The following is a 25465-nucleotide window of genomic DNA, read 5'->3' on the forward strand; positions in this document are numbered from 1 at the left end:
CATGACCGACATCCGGCAGGCCCGTTCCGACGACTTCTTCCCGTGGCTCACGCTCTACGAGGGCTACGCGTCGTTCTATCGGCGCCCCCTCACGGACGAACGCTCCGTGCAGACCTGGCAGTGGATCACGAACGGCGAGCACGGCCTCCGCGCATTCGTGGTCGAGGGTGACGACTCCGACGGCTCACTCGTCGGCCTCGCCCACGTCCGAACGATCGCCCGGCCGCTCGAGGGCACGACGGGGCTGTATCTCGACGACCTCTACATCGCCGAGCGCGCCCGTGGCCGCGGGCTGGCGACCGAGCTGCTCGCTTTCCTGCGGACGCTCGCCGCGTCGGAGGGGCACTCCGGGGTCTCGTGGATCACGGCCGAGGACAACGAGACGGCTCAGCATGTCTACGACCGGGTCGCCACCCGGACGACCTGGGTGACGTACGAGATGGCCGCGACCCCGGCTCCGGCGGGCACGACGGGGCAACAGTGAGGCTCGGTACGCGCTGGAGCGTTGGAGCGACGCCACCGGACGCCGTCCCGACCGAGCTCGTCGACCGCGTGCGACTTGCGGAGGCCGCTCTGGTGCGCGAGGCCGCCGACCAGACGTGGACTCTCACATGGCTGGAGGGTCGCCCCATCGCGACTCTCGACGACGGGACGACGGTCACTCTCGATGACGCCGCCACATCGGCCGGTGCCGAGGAGTCCGACGACGACTGGTAGGAGACCGACGACGACTGGTAGGAGACCGACGACGCACGAGGTCGAGGTCACACCCGCGCGATGATCTCCCCGTGCGGCATGGAGAACCACGCGTCGTCGTCCTCGACCCACGCCGACCAGGCGGATGACACCGTCTGAAGCTCGTCACGGGTCGCTGCACCCGACTCGATGGACTGCGGGGCGAAGCTCGACGCCACAGCGCGTTCCGCCCAGGCTCCGCCCCACCATTCCCGGTCGGCGCGCGACGAGAAGCACCAGATCGATGCCGTGCTCTCGACGTCGGCGAGTCCGGCCCGGTGGGCGAGCGCCTTGAGGGCACGACCCGCGTTCGGATCGCCGCCGTTCGACCGCGCAACGTCCTGATAGATACGCATCCAGTCGTCGAGACCGGGCAGGAGCGGGAACCACGCCGCCGACACGTAGATGACGTCGCGCGCGGCGATGATGCCGCCGGGGCGCGTCACTCGGCGCATCTCTCGCAGTGCCGCGACCGGGTCGGCCAGGTGCTGCAGGACCTGATGGGCGTGCACGATGTCGAAGCTGTCGTCCGGGAAGTCGAGCGCGTAGGCGTTCCCCGTCGTGAACTCGACGTTCGAGACGCCCTCCCTCGCGGCGAGAGCGGTCGCCTGCTCGACGACGTCCGCCGAGGAGTCGAGCCCGACGACACGACCGGGCGACACGCGCCGGGCCAGATCGATCGTGATGGTGCCGGGTCCGCTCCCCACGTCGAGGATCTCAAGGCCGCCCAAGAGATGGGGGGCGAGATACGCTGCGGAGTTCTCGACGGTGCGCCAGGCGTGCGCCCGCAGGACACTCGCGTGATGCCCGTGGGTGTAACGCTCGGTGGGCGGTGGTGCGGAGGTCATGGAACCACCCTACTCGCGCCGTGCAGACGGAGACGCCGTGTGACGACGCCGTAATGTGGAGGCATGTCGACATCGGACAATCCCTTCTTCCAGGCCAGTACGCTCCCCTACCAGCTCCCGCCATTCGACCTCATCACCGACGAGCACTACCTCCCGGCGATCGAGCGCGGCGTCGCCGAACAGAAGGCGGAGGTCGACGCGATCGTCGGGTTGGACGCGACGCCGACGTTCGAGAACACTCTCGAGGCTCTCGAACGTTCCGGGGTGCTGCTCGCCCGTGTGCTGCACGTCTTCTACAACAAGAGCTCCGCCGACTCCAACGACGTCACCAACGCCGTCGAGGAGCGGATCGCCCCGATGCTCGCGGCTCACGAGGACTCCATCCGCCTCGACAGTCGCCTCTACGCACGCATCCGCACGCTCTGGGAGTCCCGCGACGAGCTCGGACTCGATGCGGAGCAGAGCTACCTCCTCGAGCGCTACCACACGGAGTTCACCCTGGCGGGCGCCGGCCTCTCCGACGAGGAGAAGTCGCGGCTGACGGAGTACAACACACGCTTGTCGAGCCTCACGACGCGGTTCGAGAAGAACCTGCTCGCCGATACGAACGACCTCGCCGTCGTCGTGGACGACGTCGCCGAACTCGACGGCTTGAGCGCCGGTGAGATCTCCGCCGCGGCGGAGGCCGCCAGCCAGCGCGGGCTCGACGGCCGCTACGTCATCACCCTCGTGCTGCCCACGGGTCACCCGACCCTCGCATCGCTCACCCACCGCCCGCTCCGCGAGCGCATCATGACGGCGAGCCGCTCGCGCGGCACTCGCGGCGGTGACTTCGACAACCGCGAGGTCCTCCTCGAGATCGTCAGGTTGCGAGCCGAGCGCGCCCGTCTGCTCGGCTTCGCGGACCACGCGTCGTTCGTGACGGCAGACCAGACGGCGAAGAACCCGCAGAACGTCGCCGACATGCTCGAGAAGCTCGCGCCCGCAGCCGCACGCAACGCGCGACGGGAGCAGGCGGAGCTCGAGCGGGTCTCCACCGACGGCTCGGTCGAGAGCTGGGACTGGGCGTTCCTGACCGAGAAGGTCAGGCAGGAGCGCTATGCCGTCGACACCGCAGCCATGCGGCCCTACTTCGAGTCGGAACGCGTCTACCACGATGGGATCTTCGCCGCCGCGTCGAAGCTCTACGGTCTCTCGTTCGAGGAACGCCCGGATCTCGTCGCGTACCACCCGGAGGTGCGCGTCTTCGAGGTCTTCGACGAGGACGGTTCGGCGCGCGGCCTCTTCCTCCTCGATCTCTACACGCGCGATTCGAAGCGAGGCGGCGCGTGGATGAACTCGCTCATCGCGCAGAACCGTCTGCTCGACCACCCGACCATCGTCGTGAACAACCTCAACGTGCCGAAGCCCGCGGCCGGCCAGCCGACGCTCCTCAGCTACGACGAGGTCGTCACAGCGTTCCACGAGTTCGGCCACGCGCTGCACGGTCTGCTCGCAACCGTCACGTATCCGCGCTTCTCGGGCACGAGCGTGCACCGCGACTTCGTCGAGTTCCCGAGCCAGGTGAACGAGATGTGGATGCTGTGGCCCGAGATCCTCTCCGGTTACGCCGTTCACGTGGAGACGGGCGAGCCCATGCCTGCCGACCTCGTCGAGAAGCTGCACGCCTCCGCCGCCTTCAACGAGGGGTTCAACACGAGCGAATACCTCGCGGCGGCTCTCCTCGACCAGGCCTGGCACCGCGTGACGGCCGACGAGGAGATCGACGACGTCGCCGCCTTCGAGGCCCGGGCTCTCGCGGCCGTCGGCCTCGACAATCCCGCCGTCCCGCCACGCTACGCGAGCACGTACTTCGCGCACACCTTCTCGGGCGGATACGACGCGGGGTACTACTCGTACATCTGGAGCGAGGTCCTCGACGCCGACACCGTGGAGTGGTTCCGCGAGAACGGCGGGCTCACGCGGGCCAACGGCGACCGGTTCCGTCGGTATGTGCTCGGCATCGGCGGCTCGGCCGACCCGATCGACTCCTACCGTGAGTTCCGCGGACGTGACGCCGAGATCGCACCGCTGCTCAAGCGCCGGGGTCTCCTCGACGAGTGATCGTTCGGGCGGTTCGCCTCACGCGATGAAAACACGCAGAGCGCCACTCCGTATCGAGTGGCGCTCTCGCATTGTCGGTCGTAGCCATCGAGCTCAGCGCTGAGACGATACCTCAGCGCTGAGACGATACCTCAGCGCTGAGACGATACCTCAGCGCTGAGACGATACCTCAGCCGCTCGCCCGTGAAGCGTCAGGCGGACTTCTCCTGCCGACGCGGGGCGTGAGGCACGATCGTTGGCGCTGCGTTTTCGAGGACCGACTCCCGAGTGACGACGACGCGGGCGACTTCATCGGTCGACGGCACCTCGAACATGATCGGTCCGAGCACCTCCTCCATGATGGCTCGAAGTCCGCGAGCGCCCGTCTTGCGGAGCACCGCCAGGTCGGCGATCGCTTCCAGCGCGGCCGGTTCGAAGTCGAGCTCGACCCCGTCGAGCTGGAACATACGCTGGTACTGCTTCACGAGAGCGTTGCGGGGAACCGTGAGGATCTCCATGAGCGCATGCTGGTCGAGAGGCGTCACCGTGGTGACGACGGGAAGGCGGCCGATGAATTCGGGGATGAGGCCGAACTTGTGCAGGTCTTCCGGCAGGACCTCCGTGAAGAGGTCGATCTCGTCGAGCTTGGAGTGCAGCGGGGCGCCGAAGCCGATGCCCTTCTTGCCGGCGCGGGAGGAGATGATCTCCTCGAGCCCCGCGAAGGCGCCGGCCACGATGAACAACACGTTCGTCGTGTCGATCTGGATGAACTCCTGATGCGGGTGCTTGCGTCCACCCTGCGGCGGGACGGAGGCGACCGTGCCCTCGAGGATCTTCAGGAGCGCCTGCTGCACGCCTTCGCCCGAGACATCGCGCGTGATCGACGGATTCTCCGCCTTGCGCGCGATCTTGTCGACCTCGTCGATGTAGATGATGCCCGTCTCGGCCCGCTTGACGTCGTAGTCCGCGGCTTGGATGAGCTTCAGCAGGATGTTCTCGACGTCTTCACCGACGTAGCCGGCTTCGGTGAGCGCCGTGGCGTCGGCGACCGCGAAGGGAACGTTCAGACGCTTCGCGAGGGTCTGCGCGAGATAGGTCTTGCCGCAGCCGGTGGGTCCGATGAGCAGGATGTTGCTCTTGGCGATCTCGATGTCGTCGCCGAGGGCGTCGGCGCTCGTGAGACCGGTCTTCGCCTTGACGCGCTTGTAGTGGTTGTAGACGGCGACGGAGAGTGCCTTCTTCGCGGCGACCTGACCGATCACGTACTCCTCGAGGAACGAGAAGATCTCCTTGGGCTTCGGGAGTTCGAAGTCTCCTGTGGGCTCCTCCCCCGCTTCCGCGAGGCGCTCCTCGATGATCTCGTTGCACAACTCGACGCATTCGTCACAGATGTAGACGCCGGGGCCTGCGATGAGCTGCTGGACCTGCTTCTGGCTCTTCCCGCAGAAGGAGCACTTCAGGAGGTCGGCGCTTTCGCCTATCCGAGCCATGCGGTTACTCCCTCTTTGCGGTCAATCGGCACTGTTCTGTCAGCCTAGTCTCTCCCTCTGACAACGCTGCGCAACCGCCTCGGCTTTTCGAGGTCGATCGCGCAGCGTCGTTCCGGAGGCGGAGGTCAGCCCTGCGTCAGAGCCAACGGGTTCTTGCGGGTGGTGAGCACCTGGTCGATGAGCCCGTACTCGAGCGCCTCGGCGGCACCGAGGATCTTGTCCCGATCGATGTCCTTGTTGACCTGCTCCTGCGAGCGGTTCGAGTGACGCGCGAGCGTCTCCTCGAGCCACGTGCGCATGCGGAGGATCTCCGCGGCCTGGATCTCGATGTCCGACGCCTGGCCGTGCCCGGACTCGCCGACGGCGGGCTGGTGGATCAGGATGCGGGCGTTCGGCAGTGCCAACCGCTTGCCCGGTGTGCCGGCGGCGGTGAGCACGGCGGCGGCGGACGCCGCCTGACCGAGCACGACCGTCGAGACGTGAGGGCGGATGTACTGCATCGTGTCGTAGATCGCCGTCATAGCGGTGAAGGAACCACCGGGCGAGTTGATGTACATGATGATGTCGCGGTCCGGATCCATGCTCTCGAGCACGAGGAGCTGGGCCATGATGTCGTCTGCCGAGGCGTCGTCGACCTGCACGCCGAGGAAGATGATGCGGTCCTCGAAGAGCTTCGCGTACGGGTCCTGGCGCTTGTAGCCGTAGGCCGTGCGCTCCTCGAAGCTCGGGAGGATGTAGCGCGCTCCCGGCATCTCCATGGAGCGGCCGGCTGCGGCGAACGTGGGGGTCTGCATGGGGTTCGTCCTGTCTTTCGTTCTGTCGCCGGCGCTCAGACCGCGGGGTTTCCGGTGCCGCCGTTGGCGACCTCCGTGCCGCCGCCGCCGATGACCTCGGTCGCGGACTCGCGGATGTGATCGACGAAGCCGTACTCGAGGGCCTCCTGCGCCGTGAACCAGCGATCGCGGTCGCCGTCGGCGTTGACCTGCTCGAGCGTCTTGCCCGTCTGGTCCGCCGTGATCTGCGCGAGGCGGTTCTTCATGTCGATGATGAGCTGCGCCTGCGTCTGGATGTCGCTCGACGTTCCGCCGAAGCCGCCGTGCGGCTGGTGCAGCAGGACGCGGGCGTTGGGGGTGATGTACCGCTTGCCCTTGGTGCCGCTCGTCAGGAGCAGCTGCCCCATCGACGCGGCCATTCCGATGCCGACCGTGACGATGTCGTTCGGTACGAACTGCATCGTGTCGTAGATCGCCATACCCGCGGTGATCGATCCACCGGGCGAGTTGACGTAGAGGTAGATGTCCTTATTGGGGTCCTCGGCCGCGAGAAGCAAGATCTTGGCGCAGATCTCGTTCGCGTTCTCGTCCCGGACCTCGGAGCCCAGCCAGATGATCCGGTCCCTCAGAAGTCGATCGAATACACTCTGGGCCATCAGAGGCTCTGCCATGTGCCGCTCCGTTTCAGTTGTCGCTTGCGATATCGAACTTATCGGGTGCAACGCGGCGCGGTCGCCGTGTTCGCCGTGGGCGCACCCCGCGGTCGCAGACACGAGAACGGGCCCCCGACCGAGGTCGGGGGCCCGTTGCGTCACGTGCGGAAAAAGCTACTTGGCGTCCGCCGTGGCCTCGTCAGCGCTCTCCGCGGCGTCGGTCTCGTCGGACTCGACCGACGCGTCCTCGTCCTCGTCGTCCGAGGGGATGAAGCCGCTGAGGTCGACAGGCTTGCCGTCGGTGTCGACGACCGAGACCTTCCCCAGCGTGATGGCGATCGCCTTGTTGCGCGCGACCTCGCCCATCATCTGCGGGATCTGGCCGTTCTCGTCGAGGACCTTGATGAACTCGCCCGGCTCCATGCCGTACTGAGCCGCGCCCTGGATGAGGTAGGAGGTGAGCTCCTCCTGGCTGACCTGGACGTTCTCGGCCTCGGCGATCTGGTCGAAGAGGATCTGCGTCTTGAACGTCTTCTCGCTCGACTCGGTCACCTCGGCGCGGTGCGTGTCATCCTCGAGACGACCCTCGCCCTCGAGGTGGCGGTGCACCTCGTCCTCGATGAGCTTCGGCGGGACCGGCACGTCGACCTTCTCGAGCAGGGCGTCGACGAGCTTCGTGCGCGCCTCGTTGCCCTGATCGAAGGTCTTCCGACGCTCGACCTGCTCGGTGAGGCTCTCCCGCAGCTCCGCGATCGTGTCGAACTCACTCGCGATCTGGGCGAAGTCGTCGTCGGCCTCGGGGAGCTCGCGCTCCTTCACTGCTGTGAGGGTCACCGTGATCTCGGCGGTCTCACCGGCGTGCTCGCCACCCAGCAGGTCGGACGAGAAGGTCGTCGTCTCACCGGCGGTCAGGGACTCGAGGGCCTCGTCGATGCCTTCGAGGAGCTCACCGGAGCCGAGCTCGTAGGAGATGCCGGAGGCGTTGTCGACCTCGTCGCCGTTGATCGTCGCGATGAGGTCGATCTGAGCGAAGTCGCCGGACTTCGCCGGACGGTCGACCGTGACGAGCGTGCCGAAGCGCGTGCGCAGCCGCTCGAGCTCCTCGTCGATGTCCGTGTCGGAGACGGCGGCCGGCTCGACCTCGATCGTGATCTGGTCGAGAGCCGGGACCTCGACCTCGGGACGCACGTCGACCTCGATGGTGACGAGCAGATCTCCGGAGAAGTCCTTGTCGCTCGGCCACTCCGTGATGTCGGCCTCGGGGCGTCCGAGGGTGCGGATGCCCTCGCTCGTGACGGCCTGACGGTAGAACTTGTCGAGGCCCTCGTTGACGGCGTGCTCCAGCACGGCACCCTTGCCGACGCGCTGGTCGATGATGGGCGGCGGGATCTTGCCCTTGCGGAAGCCGGGCACGTTGATCTGCTCGGCGATGTGGCCGTATGCGTGCTCGATGCTGGGCTTCAGTTCGTCCGGCGTCACGGCGATCGCGAGCTTGACGCGCGTCGGGCTGAGCTTTTCGACGGTGGTCTTCACGTTTGTACGTTCTCCTGTTTGGTGGATCCGAAGTCGGTGGTCGTGGTCGGGGCGACAGGATTCGAACCTGCGACTTCCCGCTCCCAAAGCGGGCGCTCTACCAAGCTGAGCTACGCCCCGGCTCGGCGAGCCGGTGGTCGCACGACCTCGCGTAGCAGGCGTCGTGCCGATGGACCTCCAGCAGTCTAGCCGACAAGATGCGAGCCGGTCGGACCGTCGTGCACGGGGCACCCTCGGCGATGTAGTAACCTTGCAAGGCGCTCGTGGCGGCACCACGCTCGGGCCTCGGGGATGTAGCTCAATGGTAGAGCCTCAGTCTTCCAAACTGATGGTGCGGGTTCGATTCCCGTCATCCCCTCCGTATCGGCACCGCTCCGCGCTGCGCCCACCTGCATCGGATCACGGACTCGATGTCGTCCTCTTCCCCACGGCGAACCACACGATCGGTCCTGCGATCGGAAAGACCAGCGCGACCAGAACCCAGATCGCCTTTTCGGTCCCCGTCGCCGTCGCTCGCGCGATGCTCACGATCGCGGCGACGAAGAGCACGAGCAGCGGGATCGACGCGAGGATCACGAGATGCCATCCGGTGAGGTTGCTGTACATGCGTCGACTATCCCAGACGATCGTCGCCGAGGATACGAAGGACCTCGGCGCGTGCCGCCGCCGCCCACGATCCGAACTGGCTCGTGATGCCGGCCCTCGTCGCCGGGTCGTACGGAGCCGCGAGCCCCAACGCGCGTTGCGATCGCAGATTCGACTGGGCTGCCGCGTAGAGAACCATCCCTCGGACGTGCTCGTCCTGCAGCCATGCGACCATCGGCGCATCCGTGTCCGACGCCACAACGGCGAGGTTCCGGATCTCCTCCTTGAGACCGGTGAGCTGGTCGAGCACGAAGTCGAACTCGAGATCCTCTTCCGAGAGCGTCAGGACGGCGAGCCGATCGGCGATCTCCCGCAGCGAATCCTCACGGTCCATGCGGACACGGTACGCCGACGCCTCGAGGAGGACCAGACCGTCGCGGGGCCGCGCCTAGGCTGGAGCGATGACGCCGGACATCCCCTCCTCGCGCGAGTTGCGACGATCGAAGCGCGCGAGGACGTTCTGGTCCCTGCTCGGCATCGCTTTCGTCGTCGCGTCCCTCTTCTCCCTCATCGTGGGACGCCCGGCACTCGGCCTCGCCTTCCTCGTCGGGCTCGCGATCTGCCTCGCGGCCCTGACGCGGAGCGGTCGTCCCGCCCGCCGTAGCTGACGGCACGGGGCTCAGGAGCTCAGGCCTCGACCGCTCCGCCATGGAGGTCGATGTAGCGGACGTACGTGTCGGCGTTCCGCCTCAGCCCGTCGACCTCCTCGTTCGTGAGCGGGCGGCGAACCGCCGCCCGGACCCCGGCGACGAGGCTGCGGGGAGGCACGACCGTTCCGCCGAGTACGACCGCTCCTGCAGCCACGAGACTGTGCTCGCCGATGACGGCACCGCTCAGGATCACGGCTCCCATCCCGATGAGCGAGCCGTCTCCGATCCGGCACCCATGGACGACGGCGTTGTGGCCGATGGAGACGTCGCGGCCGATCGTCACGCCGCTGTCGGCATCGACGTGGAGTGCCGTGCCGTCCTGCACGTTGCTCCGCTCCCCGATGATGACGGGCGCACGTTCCGCCCTGATCACGGCGTTGTACCAGACGCTCGCGCTCGCGCCGATCACGACGTCGCCGACGACGCGCGCACCGGGGGCGATGAACGCGTCGTCGTGGATTCGGGGAGGAGTGAGCCCCGGCAGGGCGAGCACGGTTGCGGTGGCGGAGACGGTCATGCAGCCACCGTAGCCGCGGGTCGTCGACCGTATGTCCCGCGAACTGGGGAGAGTCCGTTCACCACATGCACCTGAGCCGAGCACGGACGGGCAGGCGGCGTCTGGCAAAGTGTGCGGCATGACCTCTGAGCAGGGCCACCGCACGCCTGCCCCGGCGACAGTCTGGCCGGCAGCGCCGACCGATCTCATCGACACTTCACTGTGTCCGTGGTGCTTCCGACGTCTCGCCGGCCCCGTCTGCGGCGTCTGCGACCTCGATCTCACGTCACCTCGGGCATCGACGGTGCTCGAACTGGGGCGGCGGATCGTCGACACCGAGGCGGCCAGGAATGCCCTGATGGTGCGCATGCGTGCCGAGTCGGCGGCGATCGCGATGACGGGCGCGCCCGCTGTCGCACCACTCCAGGTGGCTGCGGGGCTGGAGCAGTCACGAGCCGCCGCCGCACTGTCCACGCAGACGCAGCCCCAGATTCGGACCCAGGCGCCGCCGGCAGGGCCACCGGTCGCGCTGAGCGCATCCGCACTCGCGTATCCGCCTCCGACCCTGGTGAGGTCGGGAACGTCGGGAGCGCCGAGCGGCGGACAGCTTCCCCCTGACCCCTCTTCCCGGCGACGGCCCAGCGCCCAAGTGGTCCTCCTCACGACCGGCGTCGCCCTCGTCTCCGTGTTCGCGGTCTTCTTCGCCGTCCTCGCCTACGTCGTCGCGAGCGTCGAGACGCGCTCCGTCCTCACGGCCGCCGCGAGCCTCGTCGTCCTCGCCATCGCCTGGGTGCTCCGCCGACGTGGACTCGACGGCACGGCGGAAGGTGTCGGCGTGATCGGTGTGGTGCTGTTGCTCCTGGACGTCTGGATCGTGCGGGTGAATCGACTCTTCGGCGCCGACCGACTCGACCTGAGCATGTACACCGGTCTCGCCCTCCTCGTCGTCACGGTCGTGCTCGTCGGCGTCTCGCGGCTCACGTCGCTGCGGTCCCCCTCCGTATGCGCAGCAGTCGTCGGACCGATCGGCCTGTTCGCAGCCGTCCTCGGGACGACTCGGTCCGGTGCCGCCGACGCGGACGGCACGCTCGTGGCCGCCGCCGTGACCGGACTCGCGGTCCTCCTCGACCGTCTGCCCCGACTGCCACGCGCTGAGCGCGTCGTCCTGCGGGTCGTGTCGGTCATCGCCGGACTGTTGACGCTTGTCGCGGCCGTGGCGGCGTTCCCGCAGCTCGTCGCCGGCCAGGCTCTCGGCTTCGCGCTCGCGGCGCTCGTCTGGGCCGTCCACCTCGTCGTGGTGGTGCGTCCGACCCGCACCGGATCGGTCGCACCGGGTCGAGCGTGGGGCGTCATCGGCGCGGTCGGTCTCGCATTAGCCACCTCGGGCGTCGCAATCGGGGTCGTCGACGCTGTCGCGCCCGCCGAGGCCGCCGATGGGTTCCAGCCTGCAGCCGTCATGCTCGCCGCGACCCTCCTCACCGCCGTCGCACGAGTCGTCTCGGGGACGTTGGCGCGTCCGCTTCGGCTGAGCGCTGCAGTCGCTGCGGGCGCCGGTGCTCTGCTCCTCCTGCCCGGCGCGACCCGCATCCTCGTCGCCGTCCTCGACGTCCTGAGCGCGCGGTCCTTCCGGGCCGCCCCGCTCGCGACCGTCGGTGACGTGGACCCGGCGATCGGGTGGCTCGTCCTCGGGGTGGCCGTCACGGGCGCCGCCCTCTCCGGTGGACTCGTGCTCGCCCGCTCTCCTCGCGTCGTGTCGGCGTTGGCCTGGGCACCCCTCGCTCTCGCGACTCTCGCCGTCGCGGGCTGCGCCGTGATCGCACCGTCCGTCCTCGCGACAGTGGCCGTCGACATCCTTGGGGCCATCGTCCTCCTGGTCGCCGCTGCGTGGCGTCGAGCAGCAGCCGCCGCCCGGATCGCGGCGTTCGCGGGCGGCATGCTTACGGCTCTCGCCGCCGCGGGTTTCGCACTCGCGAGTTCGGGGGTGTGGCTCCTCGCCACCATCGTCGTCCTCGCGGTCCTCGTGAGCGCCCGTGTGGTCGCCCTGAACTCCGAACGCGCATGGTCGACCGGCGGAGCCGTCACGGCCTCGGGGCTCGCCGTCGCGGTCGCGCTCGCGGCCGGCGGAATAGCCCCGTCGTGGGCCGCCGGAGTCTCCCGATCGCCGGACGACTCCCCCGGCGGCTTCGGCGCAGCGATCGTCGGTCTCGTGATCATCGGGGCACTGGCCTTCGTCGCGCACCGTCTCCCGCGAGCGGAGTCCGCGACCGTCGGTGGCATCACCGCCCTCGCCGTCGCCCCCGCGGCAGTCATCGTCTGGGCCACGGGTGACGTCGTCGCGGACGTCGGGTGGCGACTCGCGCTCGTCGCCCTGGCCGTCGGGGTCGCCACAGCCTGGGCCGTCGTCGGCCGCGCACCGTCCGCACGATCGGCGGGCGGCGCATCGTCGATCCCGCTCCTCGCGCTGCTCGCGGCCGACGCCTCGATCGTCGCGAGCAACGAGCCCGGCGCACTTCCGGGAAGCTTGGCCGCCGCTCTCCTGCTCGTCGTCCTCTCGGCTCTCCTCGTCGCGGTCTCGGCGAGACGGTCGACACGGTCGGCACCGACGACCTCGATCGTGGCCGAGATCGCCATCGCCGTGACCGCGGCGGCCACTCTCGTTCTCTCTCTCGTCGACGGGGGACCTCTCACTCGGCTCACGCTCCTCGTGATCGCTGCGATCCCGACGCTCCTCGCGTTCCGACCCGGTACAGCGCCCTCCCGTCGCCCCGTCGCGTGGATCGGCGCAACTCTCGCCGTGGCCGCTCTGTGGTGGTTCCTCCTCGATGAGAGAGTGACCGACATCGAGTACTACTCGTTGCCTGTGGCCGGCCTGCTCCTGCTCGTGGCGGGCGTCGTCGGGTGGCGTTCACGGCACTCGGGTCCTGGCGCTCCGCCGTCTCGGGCACAGGCGGCCTCCACCGGTCTCGACGCGCTCACCGCGGTGTCCCTCGCCGTCGCGATTCTCCCGAGCGCCTTCGTCGCCTCCGCAGGCGACGCCGGTCGCGCGATCATCGTCACCGCTGCGGGCGTCGTGTTCCTCGCGCTCGCACTCGTGGTCCTCCGCGATGGCCGGGTACTCCACCTCCGGTCGATCACGTGGAGCGCGGGAGTCGTCGCCGTGGGCCTTCCGGCGATCGTGCGGGCCGTGGTACCCGATGGCGGATCGAGCGGGGCCCTCGCGGACGGTGCGACCGCGCAATACTCGTGGATGGGCGCCGTCGCATTCGTCCTGATCGGCGCGGCTCTCGCGATCACCCGTGTCCGCCGGTCACCTCTGCTCTCCGACGTGGCCGCCTCCGGCGCCGCCGCTGCACTCGGCGTCCTCGTGTCCCGGTCGCTCCTCGGAGGCTCGATGACAGGCGCCGAGGCGAGCCCGTGGCTGATCATCGTGTGCGGCATCGCGGTGTCGGCATTCGCGCTCGACGACGACCCGCGCGAGGACGCGTCACGATCCGAGCGCACGGCCCGGCGCTCGAGTGCCCGTGTCACCGCGATCGTCGGTCTCGTCGCGGGCCTCGCCATCTCCGTCAACGCGCTCGCCTCGGTCGAGGACGTCGAATGGATCACCGTCCCCGTCGCCGTCGCCGCGCTGTCGGCCGGTTACATCCGGCTCCTCCGCGATCCGCGCAGCGGTTCGTGGCCGACGCTCGCCTCCGGCCTCCTCATGCTCCTTGTTCCGTCTCTCGCCTACGACCTCGGGGAGTCGACGCTGTGGCGCGTGACCGCGCTCGGCGTCGTCGGTGTAGTCATCACCGTGGTGGGCGCACTCCGGCGTCTGCAATCGCCGCTCGTCATCGGTGCCGTCGTCACGATCCTGCACGGGCTCGCTCAACTGTGGCCCTGGCTCTCGGGGCTCTACGAAGCCGGCTACTGGTGGGTCTGGGCAGGCGTCGGCGGCGTCCTGCTCATCGCCTTCGCGGCCCGGTACGAGCAACGCATGCAGAATCTCCGCGCCGTCGGACGAGCTCTTCACGCGCTTCGGTGAGGCTCACCTCACATGAAAAGACCCGATCAGGGCCGAGTAAGCCGAGCCTTCTCTTCCTTGCGGAATGCATGGCGCCGAGTACGGTTGTACCCACCAGAAGATAAGGAGAGCACATGACCGACATCACCGTTTCCTCGACCTCCGTCAGCCCTGACATCGCCGCCGGTGTCGCCCAGTTCCTCAGCCCCGTCGTCATCGACCTCACGGCCATCGTCGTGAACGGCAAGCAGGCGCACTGGCACGTCCGCGGGGCCAACTTCATCGGCGTCCACGAACTCCTCGACGACGTGGTCGCACACGCTCAGGAGTGGGCGGACCTCGCCGCCGAGCGGATCGTCGCCCTCGGCCTGCCGGTCGACGCCCGACTCACGACGGTCGCGGCCAAGACGACGACCGGCACCCTCACCGCCGGCTTCCAGCAGTCCGATCGGACCATCGCCGAGGTCGTCGCCCAGATCGACGCTGCACTCACCGGTGTCCGCGCAGCTGTCGACGAGCTCGGCGAGATCGATGCCGCGAGCCAGGACGTCGCGATCGAGATCGCCCGCGGCCTCGAGAAGGACCGCTGGTTCCTGGTGGCGCACGTCAGCAAGTAGTCGTCAGCAGCTCTCCGAAGGGCCCCGTTCCGCCGCGCGGAACGGGGCCCTTCGTCGTGCCCGTCGACGTCAGGCCTGGCAGACCGGGCACCAGTAGAGCTTGCGCGCACCCATCTCCTCGAGGAGGATCGACGTCCCGCAGACGCGGCACGGGAGCCCCTCTCGCTTGTACACCCAGTGGCGGTCGGCACGACTCGCCATCGCCTTGACGTAGTCGTCCCCCTCCAGGCCGTCCATCGTCATCATCTGACCGGTCTCGACTCCCGTGCGGAGGAGGATCACCCAGTCGCGCCACAGAATGCGGAGGACATCCGCCGGGACGACCTTGCCGGGCGTGTGAGGGTTGAGGCGAGCGCGGAAGAGCAGTTCCGCCCGGTAGACGTTGCCGATACCGCTCACGACGGATTGATCCATCAGCAGGAGACCGATGGCCGTCTGCTTCTTCCCCGCCCGTTCGACGAAACGCCGCTCCCCCGTCGCGGCGTCGTCGACGAGAGGGTCGGGACCGAGTCGCTCGATGACCGCTTGCACCCCGATCGCGTCGAGTAGTTCGCACGCCGTCGGGCCCCGGAGATCCGCGACGGTCTCATCAGTGAGGAGCCGGACGCGGACGGCACCGACGGGTGGAGGGGGGAACTCCTCGGCCTGTTCGGGCAGGTCGCTCGTCTGCTCCGACATCCGCACGCGCGCGCGCCGAGGCGCGCCGATGCTGGAGAGGGAATCCTCGAAAGCACCGTCCGCGAGGGAACCGGGAGTCACCACGGTGCCGCGCTGGTTCGTCTGACCCATCCGGCCGCCGGCCGAGGCGATCGTCGGATCGGAGTCGATCCGACCGGCGAAGTCCCACGCTCCGTAGAGACCGAGGTGGACCCGCAGGAACACCCCGCCGTCGAACTCGAGGAACATCTGCTTGCCGACGGCGATCGCATCGATCACCTCACGACCGTCGAGGACGGCTGCCCCCTCTGCGAATCGGCCCTGCGGAGACGAAGTGGTCACACGGCGACCCACGAAGTTGTGACGGAACTGGCGAGCGATCCGATGGACGGAATGACCCTCAGGCATCAGCGGAGTGGCGCGACCGTTCGTAGTCGGCGATCTGGCCGATCCTCCGCACGTGCCGCTCGTCGTGCGAGAACGGCTCGGCGATGAAGCTGTCGATGAAACCGATGGCCTCCTCCACGGTGTGCTGGCGCGCACCGATCGAGATGACGTTCGCATCATTGTGCTGCCGGGCGAGAAGCGCCGTGCTCTCGTTCCAGACGAGCGCCGCTCGCACGCCCACGACCTTGTTGGCCGCGATCTGCTCGCCGTTGCCCGACCCGCCGAACACGACCCCGAGCGCGTCGATACCCGCCGACCGGTCGCGGACGACGGCCTCGGCGGCGGCGATGCAGAAACCGGGGTAGTCGTCGAGCGGCTCGTAGGTCTCCGGGCCGTGATCGACGACCTCGTGACCGGCTTCCGTCAAGTGGCTCTGGAGCGTCCGCGAGAAGTCGAGCCCCGCGTGATCGGTGGCGATGTGGATGCGCATCTGCCCAGTTTAGAGCGCGACCGAGCGCTCCGACCGGCCGTCGACGCCCTCGTCAGTCGAAGATCGGGTCGGCCGTGCGGGAACGCTTGAGCTCGAAGAATCCCGGGTACCGAGCGGCCGCTACCACACCGTCCCACAACGCGAGAGCTTCGTCGCCCTTCGGCGCAGGCGAGATGACGGGACCGAAGAACGCCACGCCGTCGACCGAGAGCACGGGGGTTCCGACGTCCTGGCCCACGCGCTCGATACCGTCGAAGTGGCTCGCACGCATCTGCTCGTCGAATTCCTCGGAGTCGGCGTATCGCGCGAAGTCCGCATCGAGACCCACCTCGGTCAGTGCACCGGTGATGACCTCGTCGGAGTCGATGCTGCCACCCGGGTGGATTCGGGTACCGAGCGCGTCGTAAAGCGGCTTCACGATCGCGTCCCCGTGCAGTTCCTTCGCCGCCGCCACGAGTCGCGTGTAGCGGAGAGCACGCGGGAAGAAGGCCCGGTACTCCTCGGAGACGTCGTTGTTCTCGTTGAGGACGGCGAGGCTCATGATGTGCCACGTGACGTCGAGCGAACGGTGCGCGGCGACCTCGTCGACCCATCGTGAGGTCATCCACGCCCACGGGCAGGAGGGATCGAACCAGAAATCGACGGAGACGGTGTCAGGTGAAGTCATGACGAGACTCTAACGCCGACTGGTGCGCCGAACGCCCAGCAGTAGGCTGGCGAATGGACAGAATCCGACCACATCACAGGAGGCACTGTTGCCCGGAGAGAACCTCACCAGAGCCGAAGCGATCGAACGTGCGGCCATCGTCTCGACGTCGAGCTACGACGTCACGCTCGATCTGACGACGGGTCCCGAGACGTTCCTCAGCACGACGACGGTGCGCTTCACGGCGACGCCCGGAGCATCGACGTTCATCGACGCGATCACCGCTGCGGTCCGCTCGGTCACCCTCAACGGCCGCGAGCTCGACCCCGCCGTCGTGAGCGACGGCGTGCGGATCCAGCTCGATGATCTCGCCGCCGAGAACGAACTCACGATCGTCGCCGACGCTCGCTACACGAACACGGGAGAAGGCCTGCACCGGTTCGTCGACCCCGTCGACGACGAGGTCTACCTCTACAGCCAGTTCGAAGTCCCCGACTCGCGCCGCATGTTCGCGGTGTTCGAGCAGCCCGATCTGAAGGCGACGTTCGCCTTCACCGTCACGGCGCCCTCCTACTGGAGCGTCGTCAGCAATTCACCGACACCCGAGCCCGTCGAGGTGCGGGATGGTGTCAGCACCTGGTCGTTCTCCCCCACTCCCGTGCTCTCGTCGTATGTGACGGCGCTCGTCGCCGGCCCCTACGTGTCGACGCACAGCGAACTCACCTCGAGCGACGGCCGCACGATCCCCCTCGGCATCTACGCACGGAAGAGCCTGTCCGAGTTCGTCGATTCCGACTACATCTTCGAGAAGACCCGCCAGGGCTTCGCCTTCTTCGAGAACGCCTTCGGTCTCGCATACCCGTTCGAGAAGTACGACCAGCTCTTCGTCCCCGAATTCAACGCCGGTGCGATGGAGAACGCCGGAGCCATCACCTTCACCGAGACCTACGTCTTCCGGTCGAAGGTGACCGATGCCGTCAAGGAGCGTCGCGTCGTGACGATCCTCCACGAGCTCGCGCACATGTGGTTCGGCGATCTCGTCACCATGAAGTGGTGGAACGACCTCTGGCTCAACGAGTCCTTCGCCGAGTACGCGTCGACGCTCGCCGTCGCCGAGGCGACCGAGTGGACCGAGGCCTGGACGACGTTCACCGCCATGGAGAAGTCGTGGGCCTACAAGCAGGACCAGCTGCCATCCACGCACCCCATCGTCGCGGAGATCCGTGACCTCGAAGACGTGCAGGTGAACTTCGACGGCATCACCTACGCCAAGGGTGCCTCCGTGCTCAAGCAGCTCGTCGCGTGGGTGGGCCAGGAGGACTTCCTCGCCGGCGTCTCCGCGTACTTCGCGAAGCACGCCTTCGGCAACACCGAGCTCACGGACCTCCTCGACGAGCTCGAGCGGACGAGCGGACGCGAGCTGCGCTCGTGGTCGAAGCTGTGGCTCGAGACCGCTGGCGTCAACACGCTCCGGGCGGCCATCGAGACGGACGACGACGGCGTGATCGCGTCCTTCGTCGTGGAGCAGTCAGCTCCCGCCGACTACCCGACGATCCGTCCTCACCGGCTCGCGATCGGCTTCTACTCACTCGAGGGCTCGTCGCTCGTCCGAACGCACCGGGTCGAGATCGACATCGACGGCCCCGCGTCGCCGGTTCCCGAGCTCATCGGACTCACACGGCCGGACCTCGTTCTGCTCAACGACGACGACCTCGCCTACGCGAAGATCCGCCTCGACGAGACGTCGCTCGCGACCGCGATCGCGCACCTCTCCGACATCGAGAGCCCGCTCGCGCGGTCGCTCGTCTGGGGCTCGGCCTGGGACGCGACGCGTGATGCCGAGACGCCCGCGAGCGACTACGTCGCCCTCGTCCTCGGGAACATCGCGAGTGAGACGGAATCGACCACGATCCGCACGACGCTCAACCAGCTGCTGCTCGCGGTCAGCGCATACGTGGCACCGGAGAAGCGCGACGCCGTCAACGCGACGGCGGCGGCAGCGCTGTGGGAGCTCGCGAAGAACGCGGACGCGGGGAGCGACGCCCAGTTCCAGTTCGTGAAGTTCTTCGCGGCGCTGGCATCGAGCGACGAGCACCTCGACATCATCGAGACGCTGCGCGACCGGTCGGAGACGCTCGAGGGTCTCGACATCGACACCGACCTCGGCTGGGAACTGCTCATCGCGCTCGCCGCCGGAGGCCGGGCCGACGAGTCGGTCATCGACGCGGAACTCGCCGCGGACAACACGGCGACGGGTCAGCAGTCGGCCGCTCACGCGCGCGCGGCCATCCCGACGGCGGAGGGCAAGGCGGCCGCGTGGTCGTCGGTCTTCGACTCGGACAGGCTGCCGAACACGATCGTCCGTTCGACGGGGCTCGGTTTCCAGCGTGCGACCGACACAGATGTGCTGCGCCCCTTCGTTGAGCGGTACTTCTCGGCCCTCGAAGGAATCTGGGAGACGCGCAGCTACAAGATCGCCGAGTACCTCGTCGCCGGCATGTATCCGTCGGCTCTCGCCGACCGGGAGCTGGCCGATGCGACGAGAGCCTGGTTGGACGCGAACCCCGAGCAGCCGGCGGCTCTCCGTCGTCTCGTGCTCGAGAACCTCGCGGGCGTCGAGCGGGCGATCGCCGCGCAGGAGCGCGACGCCTCCTGACACCCGTGTGACCGAGGGCCGGACGTCCGTGAGCACGTCCGGCCCTCGGCTCGTCGTCAGAGGGTCTCGATAGACTGGGGGCGATGAACCTCACCGAGATCACCAAGGCATTGGACGCGTTCTTCGCGACGTTCCTCGGCAAGATCACGGCAGTCGTTCTGATCGTGATCTTCGCCTTCGTCGCCGTCTGGCTCCTGCGGCTCGGCATCCGCCGAGTCGTGGACCGCATCGTCAACGGCGTCAAACGCTCCAATAACGCCGACGACACGAAGGAGCTGAGCGTCTCGCCGCTCGCGGCCGTGCGATTGGTCCAGCGCACGCGGACGATCGGGACGGTGCTCTCCAACATCGTCAACGTCGTCGTCGGCATCGTGGCCGTCGTCGCCGTCGTGAACACCGTGAGTCCCGACTTCATCGGCTCGCTCGCTCTGCTCACGGCCGCGCTCGGCGCCGGACTCGGTTTCGGCGCGCAGAACATCGTCAAGGACGTGCTCAACGGGCTGTTCATGGTCATGGAGGATCAGCTCGGCGTGGGCGACGTCGTCGATCTGGGCCCCGCGACCGGAGTGGTGGAGGCCGTCGGCATCCGCATCACCCAGGTGCGAGACGTCAATGGAACGCTCTGGTTCGTGCGCAACGGCGAGATCCTCCGCGTCGGCAACATGTCGCAGGGCTGGGCGCGCGTCATCGTCGATCTCGCCGTACCCTACGACGTCGACGTGGACGCCATCCAGGATCGCCTGCTCGACACCGCGACGACCTTCGCCAAAGAGCCGAAGTGGCGGACCCGCATCATGGAGAAGCCCGAGTCGTGGGGGCTCGAGTCGATCTCCGAGGACGCCCTCGTGGTCCGCCTCGTCGTCAAGACACGCACGAGCGCGAAGGACGATGTCGCGCGCGAACTGCGCGCCCGGTTGAAGACGGCGATGGACGACATGGACGTCAGACTCCCGTCGCTCAAGAGCGTCGTCCTCTCCGGATTCGACGGCGCGGCGAGCATCGCGGGAGCGCGACCCCCGCGGACGAAACCCGTCGGCGTCGTCGAGCAACCCGCGACGACGAAGAAGACCCTGCGCACGACGAGACCGAAAGCGAACCCCGGCGAATGAGCGATCTCCTGGCGAAGAGCTTCTACGACGACGTCGGCGGGCGACCGACGTTCGAGAAGCTCGTGACCGAGTTCTACCGTGGCGTCGCGGACGATCCCGTCCTGAAGCCGATGTATCCTGAGGAGGATCTCGGTCCTGCTTCCGAGCGCCTGCTGCTCTTCCTGGAGCAGTACTGGGGCGGCCCCTCCACCTACGGCGAGACACGCGGACACCCGCGGCTCCGGATGCGGCACATGCCCTTCAGGATCAACCCCGATGCGCGCGACCGCTGGCTCCTTCACATGAGAGCAGCCGTCGACACCCTCGGGCTCTCGCCACTGCACGAGGCCGAGCTGTGGTCGTACCTGGAACGGGCCGCTCACGCAATGGTGAACACCTTCGACGAATAGCGTTCGTCGCAGTCGTCCTGTGCGCGTGCCCGGCGGGCGGACATCGACGGAGTGACCGACACGCATCATCTCGAAGCGGCTGCGGGGTCATACGATCGATTGCATCACGACGCGACGAAAAAGACCGCTCATCGCTGTCAAGCTCCACGTCCTGAGCAGGAAGACCCTCGGCGGCATCGAGACCGACCTCGACGGCCGCGTGCTCGGAGACGACGGCGTCCCGATCCCGGGCCTCGACGCCGCGGGTGAGGTCGCAGGCTTCGGTGGCGGTGGCATGCATGGCTACCGCGCGCTGGAGGGGACCTTCCTCGGCGGGTGCCTCTTCTCGGGTCGCGCCGTCGGCGGGAGCGTCGCGGCGGCGATCTGAGCCTGCCCGCCGTGCGGGCAGCTGCGGCTCAGGCGACGCCGCGTCGAGCGAGGATGTGTCCGCGTCGCGGGCTGAGACGCACCCAGGGCCCGCTCACGAAGAGGGGGACCTCCTCGAGGGGATCGGCCAGGAACCCGAAGGCGTCGGCGGCGAAGGCCGCGCCGGCCGGAACGTCGTCGCGCCCCTCGATGGAGCGCGTCCACACCGCTTGCCTCACCGAATGCACGATGTGGTCCCCCGCCGCGGTCGGCACCGCCTTCGCGACCTCGATCGCTCCTCGTCTCGCGTGATCCGCGAGAACGGTGGACGAGACCGAGCCGACCGGCAGCCATCCCGAACGAGGCGGCGAGATCCCCGCCCACACCGTGGTCATCTGCTGAGCCGGGAGAACGACTGCGAGGCGGTCCCCCGATGCCATCTCAGGAGTCGCGAGGCGATCGAGCACGCTCCGGAGGGGCACAACGAGATCGAGGTCGCCGGTCGCGACCACGCGCACCGTCCGCAGGCCGAGGACGGTGAAACCCCGATCGAGCAAGCCCTTGGGCGAGAACGCGGCCACGTAGACGGCCAGGACGTCGCCCCGCACGACGAGTCGGGCGGCGGTGTCGTCGACGCGAGCGGCACGGGACAGGAACGTCCGCATGTCCGCGACGGCGTCGGCTGTGGTGAAGGAGATCGTAACACTCATGTGCTCATAAACTTACGGGACGGACGCCGCCGATGGTGCCGTGAGGAGGCCCTACGTGAACCCGATCGAATCGCTACTGGAGACCCTCGACCTCACCGACACGGGCGCCCGCACCGAGGAGGACATCTTCACGGGGCCGTCGCAGCGCATGCCGCACGGCCGCGTCTACGGCGGGCAGGTGCTCGCTCAGGCCCTGACCGCGTCGATGCGCACCGTCGATGCAGACCGCTCGGTCCACTCGATGCACGGCTACTTCCTCCGCGCCGGCGACTCCGAACTCCCGATCACGTTCGCCGTCGACAGAATCCACGACGGTCGGTCGTTCTCGACGCGGCGAACGCAGGCATACCAGAAGGGCGTGCCCATCCTCTCGCTCATCGCATCGTTCCAGGACGAGGACCCGGGGCTCGAGCACCAGAACGCCATGCCCGAAAACCTGCCGATGCCCGAGGACCTCCCGTCGGCCGCCGAGGTCCTCGGAGACATCGACCATCCGGTGGCGCGCACGTGGGCGAGAGACCGTCCCTTCGACATGCGCCACATCCCCTCCCCCATCTACCTGTCCGTCGAGGGCGAACGCACCGATCGGCAAGCGATCTGGATCCGCGCGACCAGCCAGCTCCCCGACTCGCCGCTCATCCATCAGGCGGCCCTCGCCTATGCGAGCGACTACTCGATCCTCGAACCGGTGCTCCGGCGGCACGGCGTCCCGTGGGCGACTCCAGGCGCGAAGATCGCGAGCCTGGATCACGCGATGTGGTGGCACCGGCCGGCTCGCGTCGACGACTGGTTGTTGTACATCCAGGACTCACCGAGCGCATCGGGAGGACGCGGCCTCTCCCGCGGCTCGTTCTACACGCGCTCCGGCGTCCTCGTCGCGAGCGTCGCCCAGGAGGGCATGATCAGGATTCCGACGCTCCGCTGACGGGAAGACTCGTCGCGAGGGTCACGACCGTCGGCGGCTCAGCTGGAGCGGCTCACCGAGGTACTCGGACCACGCCTTTCGTTCCTCATCGGTGATTCGGCGCGGTCGGCTCGAAGCGGCGTCGACGAGCACGATGGTGCTCACGGCCTGGGCGTAGAGCTCCGAATGGCGGTCGCCGGTGCCGCGGACGTCATAGCTCACGTCGAGGCTCGCGCCGCCGAGATGGGAGATCCACATCTGGACATCAAGCGGCGACCGCCGGTACTCGATCGGTGCGTGATAGACGATCTCGTTGCGGGCGATGAGCGTGATCGTGTCGGAACCGGCTTCGGCTTCGATGAGGGCCATGCCCTGGTCGACGCCGCCGGCGTCGTCGCTGCTCCGCCAGAACGCTCGGACCCGCGCCTCTTCGAGCAGACGCAGGACCTCCACGTTGTTGACGTGGTTGTACGCGTCGAGGTCGCCCCAGCGGAGATGGACCGGGACGTGGACCCGCATCAGTCCCTCGTGAGCTTCCGGTAGGCGGAGCGGTTCGGCTTCGCCGCGTCCGGACCGAGCCGCTCGATCTTGTTCTCCTCATACGCCTCGAAGTTGCCCTCGAACCAGTACCAGTTCGCCGGGTCCTCCTCCGTGCCCTCGTAGGCGAGGATGTGGGTCGCGATGCGGTCGAGGAACCACCGGTCGTGTGTGATGACCACGGCGCAGCCGGGGAACTCGAGAAGCGCGTTCTCGAGGCTCCCGAGCGTCTCGACGTCGAGGTCGTTGGTCGGCTCGTCGAGGAGCAGGAGGTTGCCACCCTGCTTGAGCGTGAGCGCGAGGTTCAAACGGTTGCGCTCACCACCGGAGAGCACTCCGGCCTTCTTCTGCTGGTCCGGTCCCTTGAAGCCGAACTGGGACACGTACGCGCGGGACGGGATCTCGGTCTTGCCGACCTGGATGTAGTCCTGGCCGTCGGAGACGACCTCCCACAGGTTCTTGTTGGGATCGATGCCGCCGCGGCTCTGGTCGACGTACGAGATGTCGACGGTCTCGCCGACCTTGAGGGTGCCGCCGTCGAGAGGCTCGAGACCGACGATGGTCTTGAACAGCGTCGTCTTTCCGACGCCGTTCGGGCCGATGACTCCGACGATGCCGTTCCGCGGCAGCGTGAAGCTCAAGCCATCGATGAGCTTGCGGTCGCCGAAGCCCTTCTGCAGCTTGGACGCGTCAATGACCTGGCTGCCGAGTCGAGGACCGACGGGGATGACGATCTCCTCGAAGTCGAGCACCCTGGTGCGCTCGGCCTCGGCCGCCATCTCCTCGTAGCGGGCCAGTCGCGCCTTCGACTTCGCCTGGCGGCCCTTGGCGTTCGACCGGACCCACTCGAGTTCGGACGAGAGACGCTTCGCGAGCTTCGCGTCCTTCTTGCCCTGGACCTGGAGCCGCTCCTGCTTCTTCTCGAGGTACGTCGAGTAGTTGCCCTCGTAGGGGTAGAGGTGACCGCGGTCGACCTCGGCGATCCACTCCGCGACGTGGTCGAGGAAGTACCGGTCGTGGGTCACGGCGAGGACGGCGCCCGGGTACTTCGCGAGGTGCTGCTCGAGCCAGAGCACGCTCTCGGCGTCGAGGTGGTTGGTGGGCTCGTCGAGGAGGAGTAGGTCGGGCTTCTGCAGCAGCAGCTTGCAGAGGGCGACGCGGCGCTTCTCACCACCGGAGAGGTTGGCGACGCTCGCATCTCCCGGCGGCGTGCGTAGAGCGTCCATGGCCTGCTCGAGCTGGGAATCGAGATCCCATGCGTCGGCGGCGTCGATCGCCTCCTGGAGCACACCCATCTCGGCGAGGAGCGCGTCGAAATCGGCGTCGGGCTCGGCCATCGCGAGGGAGATCTCGTTGAAGCGGTCGATCTTGCCCTTGATCTCGCCGACGCCCTCCTGGACGTTCTCGAGAACGGTCTTCGTCTCGTCGAGTTCGGGCTCCTGCATCAGGATGCCGACGGAATACCCGGGGGTGAGCTTCGCCTCCCCGTTGCTCGGGGTGTCGAGCCCCGCCATGATCTTGAGGATCGTCGACTTTCCAGCGCCGTTCGGGCCGACGACGCCGATCTTGGCACCCGGCAGGAACGCCATGGTGACGTCATCGAGGATGAGCTTGTCTCCGACCGCCTTGCGGGCGCGGACCATCGAGTAAATGTATTCGGCCATATCCCTACCAGTCTATGGGCCGCGTCTCCCCGATCAGGCACCGATCCGTTCCGAGAGCGGGCTGGATCGTCGAGTGGTAGCCGCCGACCGCTGGACCGAACTGTCCGATGAGGCACGAATCGCCCCAGCGGACGCTGAACTGGATGGACTCCGCTCGGTCACCGAGCGTGGTCGCGTCCTTCGTCACCTCCATGGCCGCCTTGTCGAAGCCGGACGCGACGAGGGCGTCGACGAAGTCGCGGCCTCCTGCATCCTCGTTCTGCGCCGTCGCGGCATTGACCTGGTCGAAGAACGGCTTGTTGTCCTCCGCCGAGCCCTCCGGAACGAGTGCGACCGCGGGGACGGGTGCTGTCGTCGCGGGCGCCGGAGCAGTCTTCTCGTCCGAGGGTGCTTGCGTGCACGCGGCGAGGATCGCGACGATCGAGAGTCCGATCAACACGCTGACG

Annotated in this window: 25 protein-coding genes, 2 tRNA genes and 1 pseudogene; 12 read left to right on the top strand and 16 right to left on the bottom strand. The window is 67.9% G+C overall.

Annotated features, from left to right (window positions below):
• Position 1 precedes the first annotated feature (1 nt).
• Positions 2-484 carry a GNAT family N-acetyltransferase gene (locus ELQ90_RS07370; protein WP_128494608.1) on the top strand — a complete coding sequence of 161 codons (483 nt, stop codon included), beginning with the start codon at positions 2-4 and terminating at the stop codon, positions 482-484.
• A complete protein-coding gene (locus tag ELQ90_RS07375; RefSeq protein WP_128494609.1) occupies positions 481-717 on the top strand; it encodes a hypothetical protein in 237 nt (78 codons plus the stop codon). Before ELQ90_RS07370 ends, ELQ90_RS07375 begins: the two co-directional genes overlap by 4 nt.
• 47 nt (positions 718-764) lie before the next feature.
• Here the strand turns inward: ELQ90_RS07375 and ELQ90_RS07380 are convergent, their stop codons facing one another.
• Positions 765-1583 carry a methyltransferase domain-containing protein gene (locus tag ELQ90_RS07380; protein WP_128494610.1) on the bottom strand — a complete coding sequence of 273 codons (819 nt, stop codon included), beginning with the start codon at positions 1581-1583 and terminating at the stop codon, positions 765-767.
• Between the two features lie 63 nt (positions 1584-1646).
• Here ELQ90_RS07380 and ELQ90_RS07385 point away from each other — a divergent pair, with 63 nt between their 5' ends.
• A complete protein-coding gene (locus tag ELQ90_RS07385) occupies positions 1647-3686 on the top strand; it encodes a M3 family metallopeptidase (protein ID WP_128494611.1) in 2040 nt (679 codons plus the stop codon).
• Between the two features lie 191 nt (positions 3687-3877).
• On the opposite strand, the gene clpX is transcribed toward ELQ90_RS07385, so the two are convergent.
• The 5 genes from clpX to ELQ90_RS07410 form a co-directional block, all read right to left on the bottom strand.
• On the bottom strand, positions 3878-5155 hold the full coding sequence (clpX, locus tag ELQ90_RS07390) for an ATP-dependent Clp protease ATP-binding subunit ClpX (RefSeq protein WP_128494612.1): 1278 nt from the start codon (positions 5153-5155) through the stop codon (positions 3878-3880).
• Positions 5156-5280: 125 nt separating this feature from the next.
• Positions 5281-5949, bottom strand: coding sequence for an ATP-dependent Clp protease proteolytic subunit (locus ELQ90_RS07395; RefSeq protein WP_128494613.1), 669 nt, complete (start codon positions 5947-5949; stop codon positions 5281-5283).
• 35 nt (positions 5950-5984) lie between these two features.
• Positions 5985-6632, bottom strand: a complete 648-nt coding sequence (locus ELQ90_RS07400) for an ATP-dependent Clp protease proteolytic subunit (protein ID WP_279432127.1) — start codon at positions 6630-6632, stop codon at positions 5985-5987.
• Between the two features lie 123 nt (positions 6633-6755).
• Positions 6756-8114, bottom strand: coding sequence for a trigger factor (gene tig / locus ELQ90_RS07405; RefSeq protein WP_166408889.1), 1359 nt, complete (start codon positions 8112-8114; stop codon positions 6756-6758).
• A 43-nt stretch (positions 8115-8157) separates the two neighbouring features.
• Positions 8158-8234: transfer RNA gene (locus ELQ90_RS07410), tRNA-Pro, on the bottom strand.
• Positions 8235-8401: 167 nt separating this feature from the next.
• Between ELQ90_RS07410 and ELQ90_RS07415 the strand changes: the two genes are divergently transcribed.
• A tRNA-Gly gene (locus ELQ90_RS07415) sits at positions 8402-8472 on the top strand.
• A 41-nt stretch (positions 8473-8513) separates the two neighbouring features.
• Here the strand turns inward: ELQ90_RS07415 and ELQ90_RS07420 are convergent.
• Both ELQ90_RS07420 and ELQ90_RS07425 read right to left on the bottom strand, forming a co-directional pair.
• Complete coding sequence (locus tag ELQ90_RS07420) at positions 8514-8720, bottom strand: PLD nuclease N-terminal domain-containing protein (protein ID WP_128494615.1); 207 nt, start codon at positions 8718-8720, stop codon at positions 8514-8516.
• Between the two features lie 7 nt (positions 8721-8727).
• Positions 8728-9093, bottom strand: coding sequence for a hypothetical protein (locus tag ELQ90_RS07425; protein WP_128494616.1), 366 nt, complete (start codon positions 9091-9093; stop codon positions 8728-8730).
• Positions 9094-9160: 67 nt separating this feature from the next.
• Here ELQ90_RS07425 and ELQ90_RS07430 point away from each other — a divergent pair, with 67 nt between their 5' ends.
• Positions 9161-9367 (top strand): hypothetical protein, encoded by a 207-nt coding sequence (locus ELQ90_RS07430; protein ID WP_128494617.1) that lies wholly within the window; start codon positions 9161-9163, stop codon positions 9365-9367.
• A gap of 19 nt (positions 9368-9386) precedes the next feature.
• Here ELQ90_RS07430 and ELQ90_RS07435 read toward each other — a convergent pair whose 3' ends face one another.
• Positions 9387-9926 carry a gamma carbonic anhydrase family protein gene (locus tag ELQ90_RS07435; RefSeq protein ID WP_128494618.1) on the bottom strand — a complete coding sequence of 180 codons (540 nt, stop codon included), beginning with the start codon at positions 9924-9926 and terminating at the stop codon, positions 9387-9389.
• 118 nt (positions 9927-10044) lie between these two features.
• On the opposite strand from ELQ90_RS07435, the gene ELQ90_RS07440 reads away from it, so the two are divergent.
• Together ELQ90_RS07440 and ELQ90_RS07445 are read left to right on the top strand one after the other, a co-directional pair.
• Positions 10045-13929, top strand: a complete 3885-nt coding sequence (locus ELQ90_RS07440) for an SCO7613 C-terminal domain-containing membrane protein (RefSeq protein WP_128494619.1) — start codon at positions 10045-10047, stop codon at positions 13927-13929.
• Positions 13930-14042: 113 nt separating this feature from the next.
• Positions 14043-14525, top strand: coding sequence for a Dps family protein (locus tag ELQ90_RS07445; protein ID WP_128494620.1), 483 nt, complete (start codon positions 14043-14045; stop codon positions 14523-14525).
• A gap of 69 nt (positions 14526-14594) precedes the next feature.
• Here the strand turns inward: ELQ90_RS07445 and ELQ90_RS07450 are convergent, their stop codons facing one another.
• Genes ELQ90_RS07450 through ELQ90_RS07460 form a run of 3 tightly spaced genes read right to left on the bottom strand, consistent with a single transcriptional unit; the run spans position 14595 to position 16726 of the window.
• Positions 14595-15590 carry an Fpg/Nei family DNA glycosylase gene (locus ELQ90_RS07450; RefSeq protein ID WP_128494621.1) on the bottom strand — a complete coding sequence of 332 codons (996 nt, stop codon included), beginning with the start codon at positions 15588-15590 and terminating at the stop codon, positions 14595-14597.
• On the bottom strand, positions 15583-16059 hold the full coding sequence (locus tag ELQ90_RS07455; RefSeq protein ID WP_128494622.1) for a ribose-5-phosphate isomerase: 477 nt from the start codon (positions 16057-16059) through the stop codon (positions 15583-15585). Before ELQ90_RS07455 ends, ELQ90_RS07450 begins: the two co-directional genes overlap by 8 nt.
• 52 nt (positions 16060-16111) lie before the next feature.
• On the bottom strand, positions 16112-16726 hold the full coding sequence (locus ELQ90_RS07460; RefSeq protein ID WP_128494623.1) for a mycothiol-dependent nitroreductase Rv2466c family protein: 615 nt from the start codon (positions 16724-16726) through the stop codon (positions 16112-16114).
• Positions 16727-16814: 88 nt separating this feature from the next.
• On the opposite strand from ELQ90_RS07460, the gene pepN reads away from it, so the two are divergent.
• The 4 genes and pseudogenes from pepN to ELQ90_RS07480 form a co-directional block, all read left to right on the top strand.
• Entirely contained in the window at positions 16815-19361 is a 2547-nt protein-coding gene (pepN, locus tag ELQ90_RS07465) for an aminopeptidase N (RefSeq protein WP_128494624.1), read from the top strand.
• An 83-nt stretch (positions 19362-19444) separates the two neighbouring features.
• Positions 19445-20470, top strand: a complete 1026-nt coding sequence (locus ELQ90_RS07470; RefSeq protein ID WP_128494625.1) for a mechanosensitive ion channel family protein — start codon at positions 19445-19447, stop codon at positions 20468-20470.
• A complete protein-coding gene (locus ELQ90_RS07475) occupies positions 20467-20859 on the top strand; it encodes a globin (protein ID WP_128494626.1) in 393 nt (130 codons plus the stop codon). The genes ELQ90_RS07470 and ELQ90_RS07475 overlap by 4 nt, the downstream gene beginning before the upstream one ends.
• Positions 20860-20962: 103 nt before the next feature.
• Positions 20963-21226 (top strand): annotated as a pseudogene (locus tag ELQ90_RS07480) (FAD-binding protein); the annotation flags it as partial.
• 28 nt (positions 21227-21254) lie between these two features.
• Here ELQ90_RS07480 and ELQ90_RS07485 read toward each other — a convergent pair.
• Entirely contained in the window at positions 21255-21914 is a 660-nt protein-coding gene (locus ELQ90_RS07485) for a DUF8185 domain-containing protein (protein WP_128494627.1), read from the bottom strand.
• A 64-nt stretch (positions 21915-21978) separates the two neighbouring features.
• On the opposite strand from ELQ90_RS07485, the gene ELQ90_RS07490 reads away from it, so the two are divergent.
• Entirely contained in the window at positions 21979-22839 is an 861-nt protein-coding gene (locus tag ELQ90_RS07490; RefSeq protein WP_128494786.1) for an acyl-CoA thioesterase, read from the top strand.
• Positions 22840-22860: 21 nt separating this feature from the next.
• Here ELQ90_RS07490 and ELQ90_RS07495 read toward each other — a convergent pair whose 3' ends face one another.
• From ELQ90_RS07495 to ELQ90_RS07505, 3 genes are read right to left on the bottom strand one after another with little or no spacing between them, the layout of a single operon-like run.
• Entirely contained in the window at positions 22861-23337 is a 477-nt protein-coding gene (locus ELQ90_RS07495) for an acyl-CoA thioesterase (protein ID WP_128494628.1), read from the bottom strand.
• Positions 23337-25019: an energy-dependent translational throttle protein EttA gene (gene ettA / locus ELQ90_RS07500; RefSeq protein ID WP_128494629.1), complete on the bottom strand. Its 1683-nt coding sequence runs from the start codon at positions 25017-25019 to the stop codon at positions 23337-23339. The genes ELQ90_RS07495 and ettA overlap by 1 nt, the downstream gene beginning before the upstream one ends.
• Before the next feature lie 4 nt (positions 25020-25023).
• Complete coding sequence (locus ELQ90_RS07505; protein WP_208020585.1) at positions 25024-25458, bottom strand: DUF6993 domain-containing protein; 435 nt, start codon at positions 25456-25458, stop codon at positions 25024-25026.
• Positions 25459-25465 lie beyond the last annotated feature (7 nt).

Origin of the sequence: Labedella phragmitis, from assembly GCF_004078635.1 — a bacterium.
GTDB classification, from domain to species: domain Bacteria; phylum Actinomycetota; class Actinomycetes; order Actinomycetales; family Microbacteriaceae; genus Labedella; species Labedella phragmitis.

Bases quoted from the DNA above. Each gene is read 5' to 3' on its own strand.
- ELQ90_RS07385 (WP_128494611.1), top strand. From the start codon at position 1,647: ATGTCGACATCGGACAATCCCTTCTTCCAGGCCAGTACGCTCCCCTAC.
- ELQ90_RS07435 (WP_128494618.1), bottom strand. From the start codon at position 9,926: ATGACCGTCTCCGCCACCGCAACCGTGCTCGCCCTGCCGGGGCTCACT.
- ELQ90_RS07450 (WP_128494621.1), bottom strand. From the start codon at position 15,590: ATGCCTGAGGGTCATTCCGTCCATCGGATCGCTCGCCAGTTCCGTCAC.
- ELQ90_RS07430 (WP_128494617.1), top strand. From the start codon at position 9,161: ATGACGCCGGACATCCCCTCCTCGCGCGAGTTGCGACGATCGAAGCGC.
- ELQ90_RS07485 (WP_128494627.1), bottom strand. From the start codon at position 21,914: ATGAGTGTTACGATCTCCTTCACCACAGCCGACGCCGTCGCGGACATG.
- ELQ90_RS07440 (WP_128494619.1), top strand. From the start codon at position 10,045: ATGACCTCTGAGCAGGGCCACCGCACGCCTGCCCCGGCGACAGTCTGG.
- ettA (WP_128494629.1), bottom strand. From the start codon at position 25,019: ATGGCCGAATACATTTACTCGATGGTCCGCGCCCGCAAGGCGGTCGGA.
- clpX (WP_128494612.1), bottom strand. From the start codon at position 5,155: ATGGCTCGGATAGGCGAAAGCGCCGACCTCCTGAAGTGCTCCTTCTGC.
- ELQ90_RS07370 (WP_128494608.1), top strand. From the start codon at position 2: ATGACCGACATCCGGCAGGCCCGTTCCGACGACTTCTTCCCGTGGCTC.
- ELQ90_RS07425 (WP_128494616.1), bottom strand. From the start codon at position 9,093: ATGGACCGTGAGGATTCGCTGCGGGAGATCGCCGATCGGCTCGCCGTC.
- ELQ90_RS07420 (WP_128494615.1), bottom strand. From the start codon at position 8,720: ATGTACAGCAACCTCACCGGATGGCATCTCGTGATCCTCGCGTCGATC.
- ELQ90_RS07445 (WP_128494620.1), top strand. From the start codon at position 14,043: ATGACCGACATCACCGTTTCCTCGACCTCCGTCAGCCCTGACATCGCC.
- ELQ90_RS07495 (WP_128494628.1), bottom strand. From the start codon at position 23,337: ATGCGGGTCCACGTCCCGGTCCATCTCCGCTGGGGCGACCTCGACGCG.
- ELQ90_RS07470 (WP_128494625.1), top strand. From the start codon at position 19,445: ATGAACCTCACCGAGATCACCAAGGCATTGGACGCGTTCTTCGCGACG.
- ELQ90_RS07475 (WP_128494626.1), top strand. From the start codon at position 20,467: ATGAGCGATCTCCTGGCGAAGAGCTTCTACGACGACGTCGGCGGGCGA.
- ELQ90_RS07460 (WP_128494623.1), bottom strand. From the start codon at position 16,726: ATGACTTCACCTGACACCGTCTCCGTCGATTTCTGGTTCGATCCCTCC.
- ELQ90_RS07380 (WP_128494610.1), bottom strand. From the start codon at position 1,583: ATGACCTCCGCACCACCGCCCACCGAGCGTTACACCCACGGGCATCAC.
- ELQ90_RS07395 (WP_128494613.1), bottom strand. From the start codon at position 5,949: ATGCAGACCCCCACGTTCGCCGCAGCCGGCCGCTCCATGGAGATGCCG.
- ELQ90_RS07455 (WP_128494622.1), bottom strand. From the start codon at position 16,059: ATGCGCATCCACATCGCCACCGATCACGCGGGGCTCGACTTCTCGCGG.